This window comes from Nostoc sp. (genome assembly GCF_036917635.1).
In the GTDB taxonomy this organism is placed as follows: Bacteria; Cyanobacteriota; Cyanobacteriia; order Cyanobacteriales; family Nostocaceae; genus Nostoc.
In genome coordinates this window covers 114,166-136,669 of the sequence record NZ_JBALCW010000023.1, presented here as the reverse complement: position 1 = coordinate 136,669, position 22,504 = coordinate 114,166, and the positions used below count along the sequence as shown (strand labels likewise).

The following is a 22,504-nucleotide window of genomic DNA, read 5'->3' as shown; positions in this document are numbered from 1 at the left end:
CTTTGCCTGTGTCCCGATTCCACAATTTGATCGTGTTGTCACCACTAGCGGAAGCTAAAGTTTTGCCATCCGGGCTGAAGACGACGCTGTTGACCCAACTGCTATGCCCACTCAGGGTGGAAATTTCTTTGCCTGTGTCCCGATTCCACAATTTGATCGTGTTGTCACCACTAGCGGAAGCTAAAGTTTTGCCATCCGGGCTGAAGACGACGCTGTTGACCCAACTGCTATGCCCACTCAGGGTGGAAATTTCTTTGCCTGTGTCCCGATTCCACAATTTGATGGTCTTGTCAGCACTGGCGGAAGCTAAAGTTTTGCCATCCGGGCTGAAGACGACGCTGCTGACCCAACTGCTATGCCCTTCCAAGCGATTTTGTTCACGAATATTTAACAAAATGGTTTGTAAACTAAACAAAGGGCTATAAGCAGGATAATCTCCTAAAGATTTTTTATCCTTTACCAGGGTTTTTAGTTCTTCCCCAGTCTCCACTGCTAACAGCAACCCCTCTATTTCCTTTGAAGCTGCAAACACTCGCAACACATTTGTTCCTGCTTGTTCTAATTGCGTACCCTTTAAAGCAATTTTTCGGTCTTCATCTGCCTTTTTTAATTCCGCCAAAGCTTTTGCACGGGCATTTACTGCCGCATTCCTAGCATTTTGAGCTTGATTTAATTCTTGTTGCGCCTGTTTTTGTTCTTCCCTGGCTTGATTTAAACCTGCAACAGCTTGTTCACGCTGCTGTTGTGCTGCTTGTCGTTGTTGAACTGCTTCCTTGGCGTGTCCCTCAGCTTGACTAACCTTGGCGTTAGCTGCTGTCACCTTGTCTTGGGCTAATTTCACGTTTTGCTGTGCTTGATTCAGGTTGGCATTTGCAGCATTCAGTTTTGCAGTTGCATCACTAAGATTCCCTTGCACTTGTGCTGCTTGCTTTGATATCTTTTTATTCTCTTTCGATATCCGCTGATTATCTTCCTTAGTTGTTGCGGTTTCTGTTTTCGCTTTTTTTAATTCTGTTTGGGCTTTATCTGTTTGTGCCTTTGCTGTTCGCGCTTGCCCTAATTGATATTGAGCAAATATTAATGATGCAACTGCCCCAACCACAGCCAACCCTAGCACCACAGAACCAATACGAATCTGCTGATTAGCTTTGTGGTTCGCCTCTGCTAAAACTTGCTTTGCCTGTTCTTCTACTTCCAGCCTTTTCTGCACATCGCGCTTTTCCAATTCTTGGCTAGCAGCTAAAAACTGATAATCTAAATCGCTTAAACTTTTAGCAACTGCCCACACTTGGGCATTCTGCAAAGTCTTACCCCGCAGCAAACGCGACTCATCTTGATTTTCCGACTCAACCCAAGCGTTTAGTGCATCAGAATAAGGGCGCAAGTTTGCTAAGATTTTCTCGCACCATTCCTGTTTAAACACCTCTGCATAGATGCGGTTATAAATTCGCAGCTTCCCCTCCCGCTTCACCACCAAACCCGTCAGCCGCAGTTCCGTTTGTTCAGCACTATCATCAATTGCTATCTCTCCCTGCTGCAAAATCTGCTGATACAACCCCAACAATCGCCCAGTCCTCTGTTCCCCACTCCGCAAAATTCTGTCTCGAATCGTCTTCAAATGCTCCGGCTCATCTTGCGTCTCCCAATTCTCAATAATCCCCTCGCGTACCAAACTCTCCACGCACTCCTCTGCCCCCCGGTCAATGAGCGTAGCCGTTCGCGCAGCGTCTCGCAGAGAAGTGCTGCCCCCCTGCACCAGCAACTTACAAACTTTTTGCGTCAAAAACGGCTGTCCTCCCGTCCACTCCAGCACCACCTGCATCAACTCTTGATAATCACCCACTTGTGCCAAACCCCGCGCCAAAGGTTGCGCCTCTCGGAGTTGAAAGCCAGTTAAATCAATTGCCTGTCCAATATTAAAAGGTGTCCGGCGTTTGTCTTGAATCAAATCTGAAGGCGTAGATACTCCAATCAAAGCAAAAGTGAGGCGATTATATTCAGGATTGTCTGCTCGTCGGTTGTAGCAATCGCGGATAACTGCAAAAAAGTCATCCAAGTTGAATGAAAGACTCAGAACGCTGTCAATTTCATCAATAAAAATAACAATCTTTTCAGTAATTGTTTGAAGTAAAATCGTTTCAATAAACTTGCTAAAATGCTGGACTGGTGAAAGCAAAGCGTTATCAGTCCACCAAGTATCTAAATCAAAAGTTGGATAAATATTAAAACTTCCCACCAGACTATCAATCACCCCGGCATACCACTGTTCTGGCGTAATATCTGCCGTCCCAATAGCTGTAATATCAACAACAGCACAAGCAAATCCCTCTGTTTGCAAGTGCTGCATTACCTGCACCCGCAAGCTAGATTTCCCCATCTGCCGGGAATTGAGTACATAACAAAAATTCCCAGCCTTCAAGCCTTCATAGAGGTCATGGTCAGCTTGCCGTCTAACATAAGTTGGTGCATTTTGAGGCAGACTACCACCGACTTGATACTGGTTCTGGGTCATAAACAATTAAAAATTAAAAAATTAAAAATTAAAAATTAAAAATTATGAAATATAAGCTAGTTTTGAGGGTTTGTAGTAAGGACTTTAGTGCTTGGAAGATAAGGACTTTAGTCCTTACTACGAACTTGCTTACCCATCAATTTAAACTTGATATGCTACTACGAAACTAAATGAGCTAGGTGTTTTAACACTTTTACAACAGTATGTAGGTCATCTCCCCGATTAAGCGACAGTGTGTAAGATAATGCATATCTTGGTGTATCCTGTTTCGTCAACTTAATAAATTGAAATTCCCGCCCATTGGTTATAAAACCAAACGTAGGTTTATCGTTACCAGGATTAGCCAACATATAAGCTAATGCTTGAGGAATTGCTACCTCCAAAGAATATTCTGCTCGTTTCGCTTCAATTACAAGAACCCAAAATGGAGGATGGAACACCAAGATGTCAATACGTCCTCTAACAATTGTGCCTTCGTCTTCAGAAGAAATTCTGACTTCTTCTTCCGACGCAATGTAAAAAGGCGGTTGATAAAAACCTGCTAGACGCAATAGTGGAGATAGCACCACCATTTTGACCACAGGTTCTAAAATTTGGTAGCGGGATAAATGCAAATATTCTGCCTTGACTTGGTTGAGAGATTGCTTTTCTAAATCACTCAACTCAGGTAAATCTTGCTGCCACTCTGAAAAAAAAAGTTCGTCGTCTGCAAGGTTTAGACCAAATTCATCGATGAGTTGGGCTAGGGTGATATCTTTTCCTTGAATAAGTTCAACCATTGTTGAGCCTTTTAGTTAAATGGTAATTGCAGATGAAATCAGGTCTACTTGATTACTTATTAAACCCCAAGAACCCCACCCCGCCAAAGCTGTGCTTTGTCTCCCCTCCCCGCAGGCGGTGAGGGGTTGGGGGTGGGGTTCTTTTATTATGGGTAATTTGGCGGACATGATAGACATGATATGAAAGTTTTATTGCACTCCTAATGTACTTTCTTAATTTTTAATTCCCAATCGATTCAAAAAATATTGACGATACAATTCACACAGAGGTATCACTTTATTGCCTTGAAACTTCACTAACCCCATACTGCGAAGTTTAAACGCTTCGGTTGTGCCTACATCTACAGGGCTATTTGCCATCATCACTTGTTTGAGTGCCGCTAGCAATTCTGCATCCGCTTGCAAATTCAGCCAATGGCGGCGTAAATGGTCACTGTAAGGGCCTTCCTCAGTTGCAGCGATTTTTTGCAGATTTTCCAGCGTCATCCGACCACGGGCAATTTCATAAAGCGCTACCCGCACTAAATAAGGATGACCACCCACCAGTGTCATTAATTCTTCAATTTGTGGGTTAGACCAATTGAGGCTGTGCCGCTGTACTAAATCTTGTACTTGTATTTGATTTAAGTCTGGCAACTCAATAGGTAAGCCGACATTAAAAGGCGACTGATTAATATTGAGCGGAATATAAACTTCTTTAGAATGCACAATCACCAACCGGAGATTTTTCCAAACTGTCTCATTCTTTGACCGTTCATGCCAAGCTCGTAGTAATCCAAAAAAATCAGCCGCAATTATGGGATGCTTGAAGACTTCATCCACTTCATCCAAACCCAAAGCTATGGGTCTATTAATGGCTGGTAATAAATACCGTTGAAAGTAATTTGTACATTTATTCTTGCTACCTAAAACACCCTTCCAATACTCGTCTAATTTATCGGATAGATTCAGTTCGTAGGTAATGCTGGCACAGAACCACTGCAAAAACTGATCTAAATTGCCGAGGAATTCTGCATCGGCTGATTGGAAATTCACGGGTACAGTCTGATAGTCATGTTGACTAGCATGATGGAGAACCCGCGACATCAGCGAAGTCTTGCCCATTTGCCGAGGGGCTTTGATGCGAATTAAGGCCCCTGGTTGAAGAATCGCTTTATAACAGTCTACCTCAATAGGCGATCGCTCGACATAAAAAGCAGAGTCTAGAGACACCTGCCCTTCGGGATTTTCTAAGGAGATTTCTGGTTTTGCCTCAGTATATACAACAGGTTCGCTAGCAGTCAAAGCAACTTGGGGATTGTTCCGACTTTTCAGGACTGGGGTGGAAGACTCGGGAATATTTTCTAAGTCAATGGCGATACGGCCAAAGTCATAAGCATCCTCATAAGACCTATCAGCGCCTAGTGCATCATAAAAGCCTACCGCAAATTTAATTGCGGCTCTGTCCCCAATTGCCTGATTCATGCCAACTACGTAGTTAATGTGTTGATAAATTGCCTCAGCTTGCACGTCGCTATAACAGGCATTTAATAATACACACTCAACCTTGTCTTTAAATAACTTAAATAGCCTTGCCAGTGACTCCGTACTCACCAGCTGCATTTCCCCGGTATTATTTTCCAACACTAAACCTTGATTTCCAGCACCATGCCCGGAAAAATGGATAATATGAGGATCGTGATCTAAAAGCGCACGCCGCAAATCATCAGGACGCACTGCCCATTTAGTAATAAGTTCAAACTTATCTCGGCTGCGAGAGCGTTGCAACCCGGACTCAATTTCCCTAACTTCCTCGTCCAAGCGAAGTCTATCGGTCGTCGTGGGATTAGCTGACACAATCAGGATTTTTTTCACAGCGCTATCAACTATTGAATGCAGGCTTCTGGCTTAGATGTAGTTTACTACAGCAAGTAACTAGACAATTACTGATAGCGCATTCCCGTAAATGAGTTTTTAGGGACTGACAAATAAAAAAATGTTCCAAAACTGACGCAAAAACTCTCTCTATTTCTTCTCTCTGCGTTCTCTGTGCGGCAGTCGCTCATGGGGGAAACCCCCAAGACCGCGCTGCCTTGTCTCTGTGGTTCGTTTTTTGGAATAATTTATTTCTTGTCAGTCCCTTAATACTCGCCGATGAGTCTTTGATACTCGTGAATGAGTCTTTGATACTCGTAAATGAGGCGAATGCAACCTAATTAATCTTAATATCCGGTTCTTTCTTGGCAACTTGCATTTAAATCAAAACTGTGACATTCTGTAGCTTCCAGTAATTGCCTAACCGTATTACCAGGCTGACAACTGATCAAAGCTGCCCCCATTGCAGCCAGTGAAACAACAGTAGCTACTCCCAACAAAGTAGCTCGCTTTCTAGGTATTATTGTCCTGATTAAATTATCTATCCCAGTGGCACTACCAACAACCTCAATTGGCCTAAGTGCTTTTAAAGCAACAGCTGCATTAGGATATCGGCGTTTCCGTTTCCGTTCCACCATTTTCATCAACCAAGACCGAAAACAGGGGCTGATTTGAGGAACTAATTGCTGAAAATTAAAGCGATAGTTATCATCAATTAATTTCCCAATCTCAACAGAACGGGTATTAGTAAGTAAGCAAATCAGGGTTGCTCCTAAACTATATAAATCTGATGCCTCAGTCAGGGAATGACCAAACTGTTCCTCTGGTGGCATAAAACCTAGTGTTCCTGCTACAAAGCTGCTAAGAGCTACTTTTGCACCCTGTATCCTAGCCAAACCAAAATCAACCAGATAAGCATTTAGTTGCTCATCAACCAAAATATTCTCTGGTTTAATATCCCGATGAATAATTGGCGGAATTTGCTTTTGTAGATAAACCAAAATCTCTAAAATTGACAGAGCAATAAGCTTAATTTCTTCTGGATTAAAGCTGCTGCTTAAACCTAAAGATGGGGCATTTTTATATTCCTGCACCAAATAAAAAGCCCCTGGCATTTCAAACGAATCTACATAGCGAGGGATGCGAGAATGATTTACTTGCTGCAAGATTTCGATTTCGCGCTGATATGCTTTCACACCTGATAAATCAGCATCGGCATTAGCAAAACAAAACTCTTTAATCACCACCTGTTGCTGAGAGTTGAAGAGATTAGCTAAGTAAGTAATGCGTCCCCCTTCTCGGTTGCGTCCTAGTTCGCTGATAACTTGATAGCCTTGTTTAGAAAAATCTGGATGGTGATTTAAGGGAATTGCCCCTTTATGTCTATTACGCACATCAAGCTCCATTACACACCATACGAGTTTGATTCTGTCAAGGTGCAATTAGAAAGATTTTGATCCACCCACGGAATTTTAGATTTTAAATTTTGGATAATGGAATTGAAAGATTCAAAAGCGTTCGATTTAATGCTTACGCCGAAGTCCAAAATTTAAAAAGGTCTGAGAGCAAGCGAACTTAAAGGCGAAAATAAATCTAAAATCCAAAATCCAAAATCCAAAATTGAGTCACCCAGATTGTTAGCCCCATTTCTACCCTGCATAGCACAAGACGCATCGGTAGAAAGTGTGTTTGCATTTGCGTCTTGGCGCGAAATTCTTAACTTTGCGCTAGCCAATCGACAATTTGGGCATTAACAATATCTGGAACTTCATCGTGGGGACAATGACCGGCATTAGGAATGGGAACAATTTTGATTTCTTTGCCATTCTGACGCGCCTCTTCGTAAATCTTTGTCCCGGTAATTGGTGTCCAAGGATCGTCAGCACCCCAAATTACTAATAGAGGACGTTCTACTTTGGGCAAAAGTTCCTCTGGACTTGGGCCAGGAGGCGCTGTGAGAATGGAGGCGAAGACTTGTTGCGCTCCTGGGTCGCAAGAGGGAGTATAAAGTAAATCGACTAATTCATCGGTGACGGCTTCACGATCGCGGTAAACTTGGTAGAGGGTGCGGCGAATTTGGGCTTTTTGACGGATGCGGTTATAGACAAATTTACCTGTAATTGGCGATCGCACAAACCGATTAAAAGCTGCCATCACAACCCGTAGTGGCGGGTTCAGTTCGTGGGGACGATGACTCAAGCCACCCGCAGAGTTAATTAAAATACCGCCAGCAGCAATTTCTGGATGTTCTACCAGTACAATCAAGCTCAAAAGTGCGCCGATGGAGTTGCCAATAAATACAGCAGGTTCGTGTATATGTGCTGTGCAGAAATCTTTCAGCAGTTCCACCCAAACTTCCACACTGTAATCAATGGTTGCTTTATCGGAACCGCCAAAACCTAAAAGGTCTATGGCAAATACCTGGTAGCCAGCATTAGCTAAAACTGGAATATTTTTGCGCCAGTGTCCAATGGAAGCACCGAAGCCGTGAACTAGTACCAAAGGGCGTCCTGTACCCATGACAGTATACTGAATTTTGTAACCCTGCCAAGTCCAAAAGAATTTTTCAAAAGCGTCTTCGGTTGCAAGCGGCTGTGTAGTTACAGTCATTATGAAGATTAATAAAGTCTTTCTTAAATATATTAATGTTCTCTGACCTAAAATGAAGTCTGAACAAAATGCTATTTTTAAACCAGCCCCAGTTGAGTTAAAGTCTTTGCCCTAAATACATAGTTGTAATTAAGTATAAGACCAAACCTCACCCTCAATCCCTCTCCTTATTAAGTAGAGGGAAGCCGGAGGCAGGGTGAGGTTTTATATTTAATTTGACCCACTTACTTATAACCTATTTTGAATTGGAGCGTTCGCGCAGCGTCTCGGAGAGAAGCGACCATGACCCTTTCTGCTAACCAACTAAAGACCGAAATTATCTACCCCAGTTCTGATGGTAAACCAATGGCGGAGAGCGACCCAGCACGGGATTATCTAATTTATGCTGTAGAAGCCTTAGACATTTATTTTCAAGACCGAAATGATGTCTACGTATCAGGGAATCTATTTGTTTACTATAAAAAGGGCATTCCTAGTGCTGTGGTTGCTCCTGATGTCTTTGTGGTATTTGAGGTAGACAAGAAAAAGCGCGTCAGCTACAAGGTTTGGCAAGAAGGGGGTAAAGTCCCTAATTTTATTTTGGAAATCACTTCTGCAAGCACCCAAGAAAATGATGAAGAGGATAAACCCACGAAATATTCACTTTTAGGTGTGCAAGAGTATTTTCAGTATGACCCAACCGGAGATTACCTCAACCCACGACTAAAGGGTTCCTATTTATTTGAGGGTAAATATCAACCCATTACATCCAACTTTTTACCCGATGGTGTCTTGTCTATTCACAGTGAAATATTGGGTTTAGACCTCAGATTGATTGAGGGAGAACTGCGGTTTTTTCACCCCCAAACTGGCAGAAAACTCTTAAGTCATAAAGAAACAGAACAAGCGCGACAAGAAGCAGAACAAGCGCGACAGGATGCAATACCTAGATTATTGGAGTTAGGCTTGAGTGTAGAACAGATTGCCAGTACTCTTAGTTTATCGTTGGATGAGGTGGTACTTAGTTTATCGGTGAATGAGGCGAGACGGTTTGATTTAGAGTGATAGGTAAAAATTACTACAATTAAAATTATGATTACTCTGTGGTGAGAACGCAGTAGTAACTTCAATCCCTGCAATAAAGCTGACACCGTTGATAATGAAGATAGGCGTTATCTTCATAAAATTTTATGTTCTTAACTTGGTTAGACAGCAACTCTTGGCTGCTGGAAATCGGCAAAAAACGAATACTAATTGACCCTTGGCTGATTGGTTCGTTAATTTTCAGCAATTTGGATTGGTTCTTTAAAGGTTCGCGATCGCAAAATCGCCCAATACCAGATAACATTGATCTGATTCTGCTGTCTCAAGGTTTAGAAGACCACGCTCATCCACCAACGCTTAAACTACTCGATCGCAGTATCAAAGTTGTAGCTTCTCCCAATGCGGCCAAGGTTGTACAGCAGTTAGGTTACACCCAAGTAACGGTATTGGCTCATGGTGAAAGTTTCACTTTAAATAATCAAGTTGAAATTAAGGCTTTTCCTGGCTCTCCAATTGGCCCGACTCTGGTAGAAAATAGTTATCTCCTCAAAGAATTGGAGAGTGCTTTAACTGTATACTACGAGCCTCATGGGCATCATTCCCCAGAACTTAAGCAAGCTGCACCTATCGATGTAGTGATTACACCGTTTGTTGACATGACATTGCCTTTGCTTGGGTCGATTATTAAAGGGCAAAATAGTGCTTTGGAAGTAGTAAAGTTGTTACAACCTCAAGTAATCTTACCTACTGCTGCTGGTGGTGATGTGTCCTTTGAGGGATTGCTAATGAAATTCATTCAGACTAAAGGAACTGCTGACGAATTTCGTTCGTTACTAGAGAAAAACAATCTTTCGACGCGGATACTTGAGCCAAAACCAGGCGATCGCTTTGAACTACCATTATAAAAACGAGCATTAGCAATCTAAATCAGAATCTGAAAACCTCATATATCAACGCGCAGCAACTACTCTTACAGAACGCCTCAAGGCAATCGGTAGGGTAGACGCAAAGATACAAACAACAATTCATCCTTCAATTCAGCAATGCCGATAATTGCTATACTCCCGGACTTTCGTAATATTACTTAAGTAGGATATTAGGTAAAAAAATCTCAAAATCAACCGAAAATACCCTGAGGGGGCATTGCTTTTTAATAATGGGAAAAGGTCTAATCAAAGGTTGATTCTTTAATTTAGAAGGCTTGAATCTAATGAAGACCCTTTTTGGATTGCTATTTGTACTGAGCTTCATGGTAGTAGCTTGCAGTCCCTCTCAGGATAAAACGGTGTCTTCTAATCCCGAAGTAACCAGCACTCCGGTTCAAGCAGGAGAGCAAAAGACACAGAATAAGCTTTTAGTTGTAACGACAGTTGCTCCTTTAACGAATATTGTAAGTAACATTGCAGGCGATCGCTTAGTAGTTAAGGGCATTATTCCAGAAGGAACCGACTCCCATACCTTTGAGCCTCGTCCCAGTGATGCCGATATACTATCCAAAGCTAATCTGATCATCGCCAATGGGTTGCATTTGGAATCCCCGACAGAAAAACTAGCTAAAGCCTCAAAGCCCAAAGAAACTAAAATCTTTGAATTAGGTGGTAACACTATTACTCAAGACCAATGGCTTTTCGACTTCAGCTTTCCGAAAGAAAAGGGCGATCCGAATCCTCATCTGTGGGTAAACCCCAAGTATGCTGAGGCTTACGCCAAACTAGCCGCCCAGCAGTTAACCACCTTAGATGCTGCTGGCAAAGACTACTACGCGACTAATCTCAAAAATTATTTACAACGTCTGGATGCTCTAGACAAGGCAACACGGGAAATCGTCGCCAGTATTCCTGCCAAAAACCGTAAACTGTTAACCTACCACGATTCTTGGGCGTATTGGGCTAGAGAGTATGGTTTTCAAGTAATTGGTGCGATTCAACCTTCAGATTTTAAGGAACCATCTGCTCAAGATGTCGCAAAGCTAATTGACCAAATTCGGAAAGTAGGCGTTCCAGCCATTTTTGGTTCTGAAGTCTACCCCAGCAAGGTAGAAGAACAAATTGCCCGCGAAGCGAAGGTAAAAACAGGCAACACTGCCGATGATGAGTTACCAGGCAAAGGTTTAGCTAATGCAATGGAAAATACCAATCCTGAGCATACCTATATTGGCATGATGGCTAACAATATGCGGATTATCGCCTCTAATTTGGGAGGAAACCCTGATTTGGTAAAGAACTTAAACACTGGAAATGTTGTTGGCCCAACAGCAACCAAGTAGTACCGCATCACGGAAGTCACGCATTCAAAAGTCACTCATTCAAAAAGCTTATAGAGCATACTTTTTGGCGATTTGGAATGGGTGGTTTATTTCCGCCGTGCTGTACTAGGATCAACAAAATAAATACAGCAGAACTCAAGAATAAAACATGCTTGATATATAGTGCAAGAGACTTAGTAGAGCATTTTATTAATTTGTAGCAAATTAAACTTGGCAATACCCTGCAATGCCAATACGTCTCCTTGCATTAAAAACACTACGTTTTTAGGCAATGTACCTTAGTTTATGTACCTCACTAACTGAAATCTGCTGTATATGCAACCAATACTTGAAGTTAGAAATTTAACCTGTGGTTATCAAACTCAGCCAGTATTTACCAATCTCAATCTGACGCTTTACCCTGGCCAACTTACTGGTTTGGTGGGGCCTTCTGGTAGTGGTAAAAGCACTTTAATCAGAGCAATTTTAGGACTAGTTCAGCCTTGGACTGGAGAGATTTGGTTTCGAGGAAGGCGCTTAAAGTCAGGAGTAGCACCGCCTTTGGTTGGCTATGTGCCGCAGGTAGAAACGGTGGATTGGACTTTTCCAGTTACGGCATTGGAAGTGGTGATGATGGGGCGTTACCAAAAGCAAAAAATGTTGCCTTGGTCTTCGCGGCGCGATCGCCAAGTTGCCAGGGAACTCTTAGAGCGGGTTGGGGTTGCCCATGTTGCCCATCAACCTATCGGTAGTCTATCTGGTGGACAACAGCAAAGGGTATTCATTGCCCGTGCTTTAGTAGGAGAACCAGAAATAGTCCTTTTAGATGAACCCACCAGCAGTTCAGACTTGCACGTTCAACACGAACTATTGCACCTATTGGCTGATTTGAATCAACAAGGCTTGACAATTATTCTCTCTACCCATGACCTAAACTCGGTAGCAACTCATCTACCTTGGGTAGTATGTTTCAACCACGGTTTAATTTGTCAAGGTCAACCTATTGATGTCTTCACTCCCGCAAATCTTGAGCAGACTTTTGGCGGAGAAATGGTAGTTTTCTACGAACAAGACCGAATTTTGATTGCTAGCGGCGGTACCTCTCTACGCCATCAAATGCAAGATAACTTGCCCCAAATACTGCGTCCCTCCAACTCGTCGAAATCTGCTTAATCTAAATACAGTATATGGATCTTTTACTAGCACCTTTTCGCTACGAATTTTTTAGCCGTGCAATTCTAGTCGGCATGATGGCAGGGTTATTATGCGGCATTATGGGAGTTTATATTACAACTCGCAGAATGAGTTACATTGCCCACGGTTTATCTCATGCGATTTTAGGGGGAGCCGTGCTGAGTTATGTACTGGGCTTGAATTTCTACATTGGCTCTGGAATTTGGGGTTTTGCAGCTGCTCTGTTGATTCAATATTTGACCGGACGCAAAATTTACTCAGATGCAGCTATTGGGATTGTGACAACTGCTAGCTTTGCTTTAGGAGTAGCTGTGATCAGTAGCTATCGCAAATTTAGCCAAAACTTTGAAGCTGCTTTGTTTGGTAATGTGTTGGGGGTTTCCCCTAATGATTTGTGGGTGGTGACTGGTGTAACGATTGTCTTACTCAGCCTCGTTTTCTTATTTTATCGCCCGTTGCTATTTTGGTGTTTTGACCGGGAAGTTGCTCAGGTTCATGGCGTACCCGTTTTTGCAATGGATACTTTATTTGCTTTGATGTTAGCGACTTTACTAGTGGCAACATTGAATGTATTGGGGGTGACTCTAATTATTTCAGCAGTAGTGATTCCAGCATCAATTGCGCGATTAATGAGCGATCGCTTTGGTTATCTGATGATTATTTCCGGGATTTTAGGAACTGCGATTTCTTTTGTGGGTATCTACCTCAGCTACTACCTCGACATCGCCTCTGGAGCGAGTGTGGTACTACTCTCAACCGCTATATTTGCCTGTGTGCTGCTCACCAAGAATCTGCAAGGACGATATAAACGCCGTCTCCCTCCCCTTGCAACAAAACACCTTTCTTAGGAAAGTGGATTAAAGGACATGATATTAGTTGTCGGATTAGCTGCTTGAGATTTTCTTTCCTTATGGAATTGCCAATTATTTACCACCCAGATTACGTTGCGCCGCTACCTGAAGGACATCGTTTCCCGATGTCTAAATTTCGGCAACTCTACGAATTGCTGTTAGCTGATGGTGTAGCAAATCAAGAACAATTTCACACCCCCGAACGTCCGCCGTTAGAGTTGATAGAATTAGCTCACACCCCAAACTACGTTAAAGCTTATTGTGAAGGAACCTTAGATGCCAAAGCACAGCGTCGCATTGGTTTGCCTTGGAGTCCAGCATTAGCAAATCGTACTTGTGTAGCGGTAGGTGGTACGATACTAACTGCTAAACTGGCACTAAGTCAGGGTTTAGCTTGTAATACTGCTGGTGGAACTCATCATGCCTTTCCCAATTATGGGTCTGGTTTTTGTATTTTCAACGATTTAGCGATCGCCTGTCGTGTTTTACAAAAATTCGGACTTGTCCAAAAAATTCTGATTGTAGATTTAGATGTGCATCAAGGAGACGGCACCGCTTTTATCTTCCAAGACGACGACAGCGTTTTTACTTTTTCTATGCACTGCGAAGTCAATTTCCCCGGTACTAAACAAAACAGCGATTTGGATATTCCTTTGCCGTTGGGAATGGAGGATGATGCTTATTTACAAACTTTAGCGAATTACCTATCAGATTTATTATCTAAAGTCAAGCCAGACTTAGTATTTTATGATGCAGGTGTTGACCCTCATATAGGCGATCGCTTAGGCAAATTAGCCTTAACTGATGCTGGCATTTTTCGCCGGGAAATGCAGGTTTTAAGCACCTGTATGAGTAGCGGTTATCCCGTCGCCTGCGTCATTGGCGGCGGTTATGCTGATGATATGAAATCCCTAGTTTGGCGACACTCCCTACTGCATCGCGCCGCCAGCGAAGTTTACCAGCAATACAAACTATAGTCATATTTAATCCTAACGAATAATACTAAAATAAACTTTGCGCTCCTCTGCGCTTCCCTCCGCGCACCTTTGCGTTTAAATCTAAACCTTATTTTGTCAGCAAAGGCAGTACTGGATGAACAACGGCAAACTCAGAATCTACGAACTAGCAAAAGAACTAAATTTAGATAGCAAGAAGCTATTATTAATTTGCGAAAAGCTCAAAATTGCAGTCAAAAGCCATACCAGTACAATCTCCGAGTCCGATGTAGAGCGTATTCGTGCAGTAGCAAATAAACTAACAGCAAAATCCTCAAAAACTAAAACAAACTCTGAAGATTGGGGCTATATGTTTATAGCTTCAGCAATTGATAGTTTTATCCGCCATCTTGAAAGTGAAGCTACCCTGAAATCATATCCCGAATTTAGGGAACGGCGCGATCGCGCCAATGAGTTAATGTTGGAATGTGTCGGTAAAAAACCTTCTCTATTTTATCTGCGTCGCAAAGGCCCAGGAAAAGAAGCAAGAGAAGAAATTTGGGATTTGACAATAGCAACAGACTCCGATGTTCCATTACCCGCAAGACTTGAGAACCTAAAAAAAACATTAGGATTTAGAGCCGCTGTACCAAAAGATGGACGCGGCGGTATAAAAATACTTTCGGCTCAGTTGCTACATCCATCACAGGGACAGGCTGATAGTTATGCTGTACCTTGTCGCTTACGTTTGCTACCTAATCATCAGCATCATCTCGACATTCCACCCGCAACATTGAAACGCATCGCAGCCGCGCCAATGTGTGGTGAGCATGTACCTACAGAAGATCAGCTTAAAGCCTGGAAAGCATTTTTGCAAATTGAAGAAAAAATTGCGAAAGCACGTCAATTTTGCGTGCGTTATGTAAGTCACAACTATAACTTCAAAAGACGAATCAGTTTTGAAATTGATGTAGCCTCAGCCACCCTAGACGGCTTTTATCAAAATTCCCTCGAAGTAGAAAACTTTTGGGAACGAGCAAGACGTACAAGAAACGAAGATTTAAAGCTTTTTGAAACTGCTCCCATCGGCAAAAATTGGATTAGCGGTCGTCAATTAGGGACTGTTGAGGAAGTTGACCCCAACCGTTGTATTATTAGTCTCAGACTAGACCGCGACTTAGCTGAATTCATGGCAACACAGCGTTATAAGTTGCCAGATACCGGATTTTTGTGTTTTGAAGCAGTTGGTGATATTCAGCAGATTCAGCGCAAGAAAAAAGCTTTAGATGATTTAAATAATGGTTACACCCAAAATCCATATTTGGGTAACTTTTTATTCGATGCTTCCCAAGCTAGACAAATCAAAACAACTATCGAACTTCAACCACAAGATTTGTTATTATCTTCTGCTAATCCGGGTCAAAAAGCAGCAGTAGAAAAGGTACTTACTGCTAAGGATCTTGTTCTCATCCAAGGGCCACCAGGGACTGGTAAAACTACCGTAATTGCTGAGATTTGCTATCAAATAGCCCTCCGGGGTGGACGAACTCTAATTGCATCTCAAGCCAATTTAGCAGTAGATAACGCCCTGAGTCGATTAGTTCATAACCCCGTAATTCGCGCTGTACGAAAAGGTAGAGCCGAGAAAGTTGGGGAGGAAGGACAGCCATTTTTAGAAGATCAAGTGATTGGCAAATGGCTAGAAAATACAGCAAATGACTGCGAAAATAATCTGACTCAACGGCTCGAAAATATCCAAATTTTCAGTCAATTACTCGCATCATCACAAAGATTTACAGCCTACTTCCAAGTAGAGGAAGAATTTAATCAGCAACAAATTAAATTCAATAAAAATAAGTTAAAAGTCGAGAGTGACTTTAAGAATCAAGAAAAATCTTACAATGAAACCGTCGAAAAACAGAATGAGGTTGAATCCCTAATTGCAGGACTAGAAAATATACTAAATACTGCATCTAATATAAACTGGGAAGCTCCAGAAGTTACAAATTTTTTGCCGCTTCTTAAGCCATATACAGAAGGTAACAGTTTAGTAGAGGAATTTTTAGCAAATGTTCGTCAAACTATAAAATATACTGATGAACTTGGCTTTGTACGTCCAGCACTTGGTGCTTTCGGTTTAGCGGGTTGGTTACGTGAAACCGTAGCAAAAGAAATTTCTGGATTTAAAACAGCTTTGACTTCTGCTCAAGATATAAGTAAAGCCATCTTAGAAGTTGCAGCATCAGTCGAGGTTGTTAAACAGAATTTCGCCTCGTTAAATCAGCTACAACCAGATTATCAAAAATATCTTGCCAAACTGCAAAACATCCAACAAACAATCCAGATATGGGAAAATCGCAAACGCGAAATAGATTATATTATCTCAGCAGTTAAGGAATGGAAATCTACAGCACCTTCTCGTCTCTATCAAACTTTGAAAGATTGTCAGCAATCAGGTTTCCCACTCACAGAGAATTTAGTGGACTTACCATTAGGTTTGTTGATGTTTGCTAATACATTAAAATTACCAATAGTACCAAAAGTTTACAAAATTAACCTGCCAGAATGGCAGCTATTGACAAAAGCGATCGCTTATGAAATAGACGGAAATTTTACTGACAGGCGGGGGAAACAGCATAATTTTAGTTATTTTTTACAACAAAATTTTAGTCAGATTCCAATGGTGCTATCAAAGAGCGATCGCACCCAATGGCAAGAAACCTCTCAACAGTTCAATAATTATCAGCTACTCAACCCCAAACAGCGAAAATTGCTAGTTGAAAATACCCAGGTTTTTTTAATTAGAATGCAACGGACTTATGGCGCATCCTGGGAATGGAATAACATCGACTCTACTCTCACCCAGATTACACAAGAATTGCTAGATACTATTCTTGTAAATGCCCGTCAATGCGTTTTAAAAGTCAAAACAGAAACCGATCAACAGCTTCAACATCTGCAACGCCAATTAAATGAACTTCAGAAAAATGAAATCAGCCAACAGCAAATATCTGTTACTCAAGCTGAAGCCGAAAAAGCACAGCAAGATGCTAATTTGCAACTTGGAAGAGTTATTAATATTTTACAAGAACTTAACCAACAAAATATACCCGCTCAGTTACGCATTCTAACTGACAAATATCTCGCAACACAATCAAATATTTGGGAGCAGCCACAAGAGTTTTCAAATCAAGTTAATTATTATATAACTTGTATCAGTCAACTTGAAACATTAATTTCATTATTAGAACCTCTTGCTGTGTTGGAGATAATTAGAAGCTCTCTTGATGAGCATTTATCAAAGCTACAACAAGAAACTGAAACTTCTCTACAACAGCTTCAAAGATTCCAAATTAGTCTCCGTGAAATAGAAGAAAAAGTACAACCACAGCCATCATTAATTTTAACAGAAGAAAGAAGCTGGTGGTTGACAGAATGGCAAAGAATACCGGATAAATTTAAACCAGAAAAGTTTGCTAATGACTTGTTTAATCTAGAGTTATTACGTAGCATAAATATTAGCTTTCAATCTTGGCAACAGCAACTACAAAAAGATGAAATTTATCTCAATAAATATCAAACTTTTGTCCAAGATTGGATTGAAAAATTAAGACAGCCAACAGAAGGCGATGCCTACGGCGGGCTACGCCTACGCGACGATTTAAGGCGCATATATTTAGATAATGCCAACGTCGTCGGTATCACCTGTGTTCAAGCTGCAAATAGAGGTTTTTCTGAAGAATTCAAATCTTTTGATGTTGTCATTATTGATGAAGTTAGTAAGTGTACTCCACCAGAGTTACTAATTCCAGCCTTGAAAGGTAAAAAGTTAGTAATGGTAGGCGATCATCGACAATTACCACCCATGCTTGATACTAGCACTTTAGAAGAAGTTGCTCAAACAATTGGCAACACGCGAGATGAACTACAATTCTTAGAAGAATCACTATTTAAAAGTCAGTTTGAATCTGCTGATGAAAGCATTAAACAGATGCTAACTACACAATATCGAATGCATCCATTTATTATGGGAGCAATCAATCAGTTTTATGATGGTAAACTAGAATCTGGTATTTTGGAGCCGGATAAAAAACGCGCACATCATCTAGCAGGCGAAATCATCCACGAATCTCAGCATCTTATTTGGGTAAAAACGCCTATAGAGAATCACTTTTTAGAGCAAAGAAATGGAACTTCTTACTTCAATATTCAAGAAATTAATGCCATTGAACGTCTGTGTCAGCAGTTCGAGACTACTTGGGCTTCTAAAGTTGCTAATGGTGAACCGAAAAAAGAAATTGCCGTAATTACATTTTATGGCGCTCAATTAAGAAAAATTGATGAACGCTTGCAATCTGAACTTTTCCCTTCATTAGAAATTCGTACAGGTACAGTAGACAGATTTCAAGGTATGGAACGACCTGTTGTAATTGTAAGTATGGTTCGCAACAATAGCAAAGGAGATGTAGGATTTGCGAAAAAGCCAGAACGGGTAAATGTTGCATTTTCTCGCGCTCAAGAACTCTTGATAATTGTGGGTTGTCATAATTTGTTTACCCATCAATTAGGTAAAGTTGGAAGTATGTATTCGGAAGTTTCAAATATTGTCAGTCTTCATGGAGGTTTCGTTGATGTTTCTCAAATCATTTGAAAAGTGCTTTTGTTGTTAATTAAAGGCTTAGGTAAGAAAAAGTAATTTTTAAGCTCCTAGAAAGAAGTTACAATTAACAAACTGCCCTCCAAAACTGATTATTTCTCATTTTATTTCTCATTTAGAAACAGACTGGAGATTTTTATGACCCCAGCAGCGATGTCTGACGACAAGCCCTTCGGGTTCGGGCGATCGCAATCGACGGGAACCGCCAAGGCTGCGACCCCCTCACCGCAAAGCGTCTACGCTACACCCACAAAAGAATCACCCCTTTTGTTTGAAGGACTGACTTGGAGAGAATTCAAAGCAATTGAGCAGTTATTAGACCGTCCAGGATATCGCCTGTCTTTCCTAGATGGTATTTTGGAGATCCGAAGAATGCCTGGAGAACCACACGAAATCGTTAAGAAGAGAATTGCCGCATTGTTAGAACTTTACCTGCTCATGGCAGGGTATGACTTTACTCCAACTGGCTCAATGACCTTAGAAAGTGAATCGGGTGTTGTCAAGCGAGAGGCGGATGAATCTTATAAACTTGCTCCTAGTCGAGTGCGTCCCGATTTAGCAATAGAGGTGGTGTTTACCAGTGGCGGTATCAACAAACTGGAGGCATACAAACGGCTGTTGATTCCAGAAGTGTGGTTTTGGGAAGATGGAGTGTTAGAAGTTTATCACCTGCAAAAAGAAGGCAACGCACTTCATTATGAAAAGGTTTCTAGTAGTGAGGAGGTTAAAGGTATCGATCTGGATTTGTTGTTACGCTGCATTAATATGGTGAATCATGTTGATGCTATCAAGACTTTTCAGCAGGCGCTTCAGAAATAACTGGCAATTTCTGCTAAACCAATTTATGACAATCTTAAAAATTTTGTATATGAAATTGAAGCGATAGACTGAGCAAATTAGCCATTACTAAAACTTGCATTACATGGAGGTTTCGTTGATCTTTCTCGCCTCTTCTGCTAAACCGATTGATGACAATCTCAAAAAATTGGTAGACGAAATAGAAGCGCAAAGTCCTAGTTTATCAGTTTTAGCAGCGCGTGAATTCCGTTATAGTTTGCGTCAAACTCCGGTAGAAGTAAATATCAAGGAACCTCGCCAGTTTAACGTACTTGAAGAATTTATTATCCGCGCTGCTATTGAATTTCAACCTCCGCCAACAGAGGATGAATTAGCATCTGTACTTGGGCTTGATTCTGTTTTTATTAAAACTACTACTACAACTCTTCGTTCCTTACAAACTCTATCACCAACATCACCACTTACTGTTACTGCTGAAGGTCGCTTATTTTATGATAAAGGGTCTGTACCACAGCCGCCATATCCTATACAAATTTATGCTATTACAGACCCTTTAAGCGATAAGATAACCTTTCAATCTGAATCCTTAAATGAGACAACGATAACTTTACCTGACTTGGCAGACTTTATCACTATCGATAATATAATTGCTGATATTGCCTCCTTACCCCTTGAGCAAATCCAAAAAAGTATTCAAGCTTCAGGTTTAGCACTTCATGTACCAGAAGAGGGAAAAATCGTCGCTTCCTATAGGGTGCTAGCTTCGACTCAAAAATTTTGGAGAAAGATATCGCTTTTTGTTATCTTTGATGCTCTTGATAAATTGACTATTCAAATAAGAAATGGAAAGCAAATTTTAGAGTCAGCATCAAATTGGTTAGAAGTGCTACATGCTGAAGGCAAAATATCTTTGCAAACATTATGCAAATTGTCAACAGAAACCATAAATTTTCAACGTGAAGCCATTCTTAAGCAGAAAAATACTGAAATATAAGCTAGACTCGAAAAGATTCGCCAAAAGGCGCTAAGGGACTGACAAGAAATAAATTATTCCAATAAACGAACCTTATTAGACACAGAGAACGCAGAGAGAAGAAATAGAGAGAGTTTTTGCGTCAGCGCAGTTTCTACTTCTTAACCCACATTCCGCACTTCAAAATGTATTATCTATCTTTTCAATAAAAATTCCTAATAATGTTCAAATTATTAAGTATTAATATTGAATACCATTGGCGATTTATGTTGTTGATTTAACCATTTTTTTCCACCTATGGGAAATCTACGCATATTACACGATGAAGTGCGGAAAGTCGGTTCTTAATATTGCCCAAAAGAGTGATTCACCTGATAATTTTATTTCGCAATATACCTAAAACAAAATAAACATATTACTGAACTTTTCGGCTTAAATTACCTGTGGTTTTTAATATACACGATTCTCAACTCTTAAGTGCGTAAATTCAACTAGTATATTTATCATGCTTCAGTAGTAATAATTCTCTAAAACACAGCCAAGAAATCTGTCGTCCTGATTTGGTATGAATTATCAATAAAATTATTCTTAACCTTTGATTGACTTAAAGATAGATCCAGAAAATCGTCTAATTCGATACAATTTATAGGTAGAGAGAGCCAAGGAGAACAAGGTGGTTTTATTAAAAGGCTTTGAGATTGAGATTTACACTGGCACGCCTCAAGGTGAAATCGTTGGTCTCTCCGACAAAATAGTTGCAGATTTGGATGGATTTATGCGGGAGCCAGATAGCCGCAACGTAGAATACATAACTCAACCATCCCCTAATTACGAAAATTTATTGTGTGCTTTACTGCGTCCCCGGCGGGAGTTACGAAACTATCTCAATGGTTTGGGCGATTATACCCTGATACCGGGGAGTACTTTATCTTTGGGTGGGAGCGATCGCTTTCTCCGTTCCGATCCAGCAAACCCCTATCATGACTACATTGAGAACACCTACGGCACAAAAGTAGTCACCGCCAGCGTCCACATCAATGTCGGCATTAGCGATCCAGAAGTATTAATGCGGGCGTGTCGGGTGATCCGTATGGAAGCACCTTTATTTCTCGCCCTGGCCGCCTCATCTCCCTTCCTGGATGGCAAAGCTACTGGCTATCACTCCACCCGTTGGGGCGTATTTCCGCAAACGCCTAGTCATATACCGTTATTTGCCAGCCACGCCGATCATATTCAGTGGGTGGAAGATCAGCTAGTTGCCGGAACCATGCAAAACGTGCGGCATTTGTGGGCATCAGTGCGACCAAATGGCGATCGCCGTCCTTATGACCTAAATCGGCTAGAATTGAGAATTTGCGATTTAGTCACAGATCCCCTTGCCTTGCTAGCCATTACTGCCTTATTAGAAGCGCGTTTGTTGCAAATAATCGAAAATCCCAGCATCGATCCGTTAACTCAAAGTACCTTCTCTGGCGAAGAACTCGTTACCCTGACTGCTGAGAACGAAGCAGCAGCAGCAGCTGGTAGTCTCGATGCTCAGTTGAAGCATTGGCAAGATGGTAGAAGTATCCTAGCCAGAGATTGGATTGCCCAAATGTACCACGATGTTTGGGCGATCGCTAAACAAGGAGGCTTTAGTTGTTTCCTTTCCCCTTTACACAAAATCCTCCGCGAAGGCAATGAAGCTCAACAATGGTTGCAATTACACGCAGTCGGTTTTGACACCCAGCGCGTCATCACCCAAGCTATTGTCGCCACCCAAGAGCGCGAAATCGAACTCGAAGAAAAATTGTGTTCCTCCCTACTGGCTTAACTCAGGGAGCAGGGGGCAGGAAAGTCGTAGTGAAGTCCAGAAATTGGATAATTTATTTTTTGGAGTTCCCTTAGATAAATGATAGATTTTCTTGAAGACACTAGCCCTTTTTATTTCTACATAAAACTTAATATTTCCTTATTTTAACCAACTATCCTCTCAGACATTGCTCTGGGAGGGTTTGGGCTTCGTTTTAAAAATCTAATTGATAGAGGATGTTTGATTATTATTAACAAAACCTATGAATCGCCTCTACCCTT

General features: G+C 41.3%; 15 protein-coding genes. 10 read left to right on the top strand and 5 right to left on the bottom strand.

Annotated elements, in window-relative coordinates; all coding sequences use genetic code 11:
• The 5 genes from V7K32_RS07820 to V7K32_RS07800 form a co-directional block, all read right to left on the bottom strand.
• A partial coding sequence (locus tag V7K32_RS07820) for an AAA-like domain-containing protein (protein ID WP_334991851.1) occupies positions 1 to 2,512 on the bottom strand: 2,512 nt, incomplete at its 3' end.
• A gap of 158 nt (positions 2,513 to 2,670) precedes the next feature.
• On the bottom strand, positions 2,671 to 3,291 hold the full coding sequence (locus V7K32_RS07815; protein ID WP_334991849.1) for a type I restriction enzyme HsdR N-terminal domain-containing protein: 621 nt from the start codon (positions 3,289 to 3,291) through the stop codon (positions 2,671 to 2,673).
• 213 nt (positions 3,292 to 3,504) lie between these two features.
• A complete protein-coding gene (locus tag V7K32_RS07810) occupies positions 3,505 to 5,145 on the bottom strand; it encodes an AAA-like domain-containing protein (RefSeq protein WP_334991847.1) in 1,641 nt (546 codons plus the stop codon).
• Positions 5,146 to 5,492: 347 nt separating this feature from the next.
• Positions 5,493 to 6,551 carry a serine/threonine protein kinase gene (locus tag V7K32_RS07805; RefSeq protein ID WP_334991845.1) on the bottom strand — a complete coding sequence of 353 codons (1,059 nt, stop codon included), beginning with the start codon at positions 6,549 to 6,551 and terminating at the stop codon, positions 5,493 to 5,495.
• A 310-nt stretch (positions 6,552 to 6,861) separates the two neighbouring features.
• Complete coding sequence (locus tag V7K32_RS07800) at positions 6,862 to 7,755, bottom strand: alpha/beta fold hydrolase (protein ID WP_334991843.1); 894 nt, start codon at positions 7,753 to 7,755, stop codon at positions 6,862 to 6,864.
• 282 nt (positions 7,756 to 8,037) lie between these two features.
• Here V7K32_RS07800 and V7K32_RS07795 point away from each other — a divergent pair, with 282 nt between their 5' ends.
• The 10 genes from V7K32_RS07795 (at position 8,038) to gshA (ending at position 22,244) form a co-directional block, all read left to right on the top strand.
• Positions 8,038 to 8,799 carry a Uma2 family endonuclease gene (locus V7K32_RS07795; RefSeq protein WP_334991842.1) on the top strand — a complete coding sequence of 254 codons (762 nt, stop codon included), beginning with the start codon at positions 8,038 to 8,040 and terminating at the stop codon, positions 8,797 to 8,799.
• A 125-nt stretch (positions 8,800 to 8,924) separates the two neighbouring features.
• Complete coding sequence (locus tag V7K32_RS07790; RefSeq protein WP_334991840.1) at positions 8,925 to 9,683, top strand: MBL fold metallo-hydrolase; 759 nt, start codon at positions 8,925 to 8,927, stop codon at positions 9,681 to 9,683.
• Positions 9,684 to 9,988: 305 nt separating this feature from the next.
• The gene (locus tag V7K32_RS07785; protein WP_334991838.1) at positions 9,989 to 11,044 is read left to right on the top strand and encodes a metal ABC transporter substrate-binding protein; all 1,056 of its coding nucleotides are present in this window, start codon (positions 9,989 to 9,991) and stop codon (positions 11,042 to 11,044) included.
• A gap of 315 nt (positions 11,045 to 11,359) precedes the next feature.
• Positions 11,360 to 12,196 carry a metal ABC transporter ATP-binding protein gene (locus V7K32_RS07780; RefSeq protein ID WP_334991836.1) on the top strand — a complete coding sequence of 279 codons (837 nt, stop codon included), beginning with the start codon at positions 11,360 to 11,362 and terminating at the stop codon, positions 12,194 to 12,196.
• Positions 12,197 to 12,210: 14 nt separating this feature from the next.
• Positions 12,211 to 13,065, top strand: a complete 855-nt coding sequence (locus V7K32_RS07775; protein WP_334991834.1) for a metal ABC transporter permease — start codon at positions 12,211 to 12,213, stop codon at positions 13,063 to 13,065.
• Positions 13,066 to 13,127: 62 nt separating this feature from the next.
• On the top strand, positions 13,128 to 14,045 hold the full coding sequence (locus tag V7K32_RS07770; protein WP_334991832.1) for a histone deacetylase family protein: 918 nt from the start codon (positions 13,128 to 13,130) through the stop codon (positions 14,043 to 14,045).
• A gap of 115 nt (positions 14,046 to 14,160) precedes the next feature.
• Complete coding sequence (locus V7K32_RS07765) at positions 14,161 to 18,654, top strand: translation initiation factor IF-2 N-terminal domain-containing protein (RefSeq protein WP_334991830.1); 4,494 nt, start codon at positions 14,161 to 14,163, stop codon at positions 18,652 to 18,654.
• A gap of 144 nt (positions 18,655 to 18,798) precedes the next feature.
• Entirely contained in the window at positions 18,799 to 19,479 is a 681-nt protein-coding gene (locus tag V7K32_RS07760) for a Uma2 family endonuclease (RefSeq protein ID WP_334991828.1), read from the top strand.
• A 166-nt stretch (positions 19,480 to 19,645) separates the two neighbouring features.
• On the top strand, positions 19,646 to 20,452 hold the full coding sequence (locus V7K32_RS07755; protein ID WP_334991826.1) for a hypothetical protein: 807 nt from the start codon (positions 19,646 to 19,648) through the stop codon (positions 20,450 to 20,452).
• A 652-nt stretch (positions 20,453 to 21,104) separates the two neighbouring features.
• A complete protein-coding gene (gshA, locus tag V7K32_RS07750) occupies positions 21,105 to 22,244 on the top strand; it encodes a glutamate--cysteine ligase (RefSeq protein ID WP_334991824.1) in 1,140 nt (379 codons plus the stop codon).
• The last annotated feature ends 260 nt before the right edge of the window (positions 22,245 to 22,504 follow it).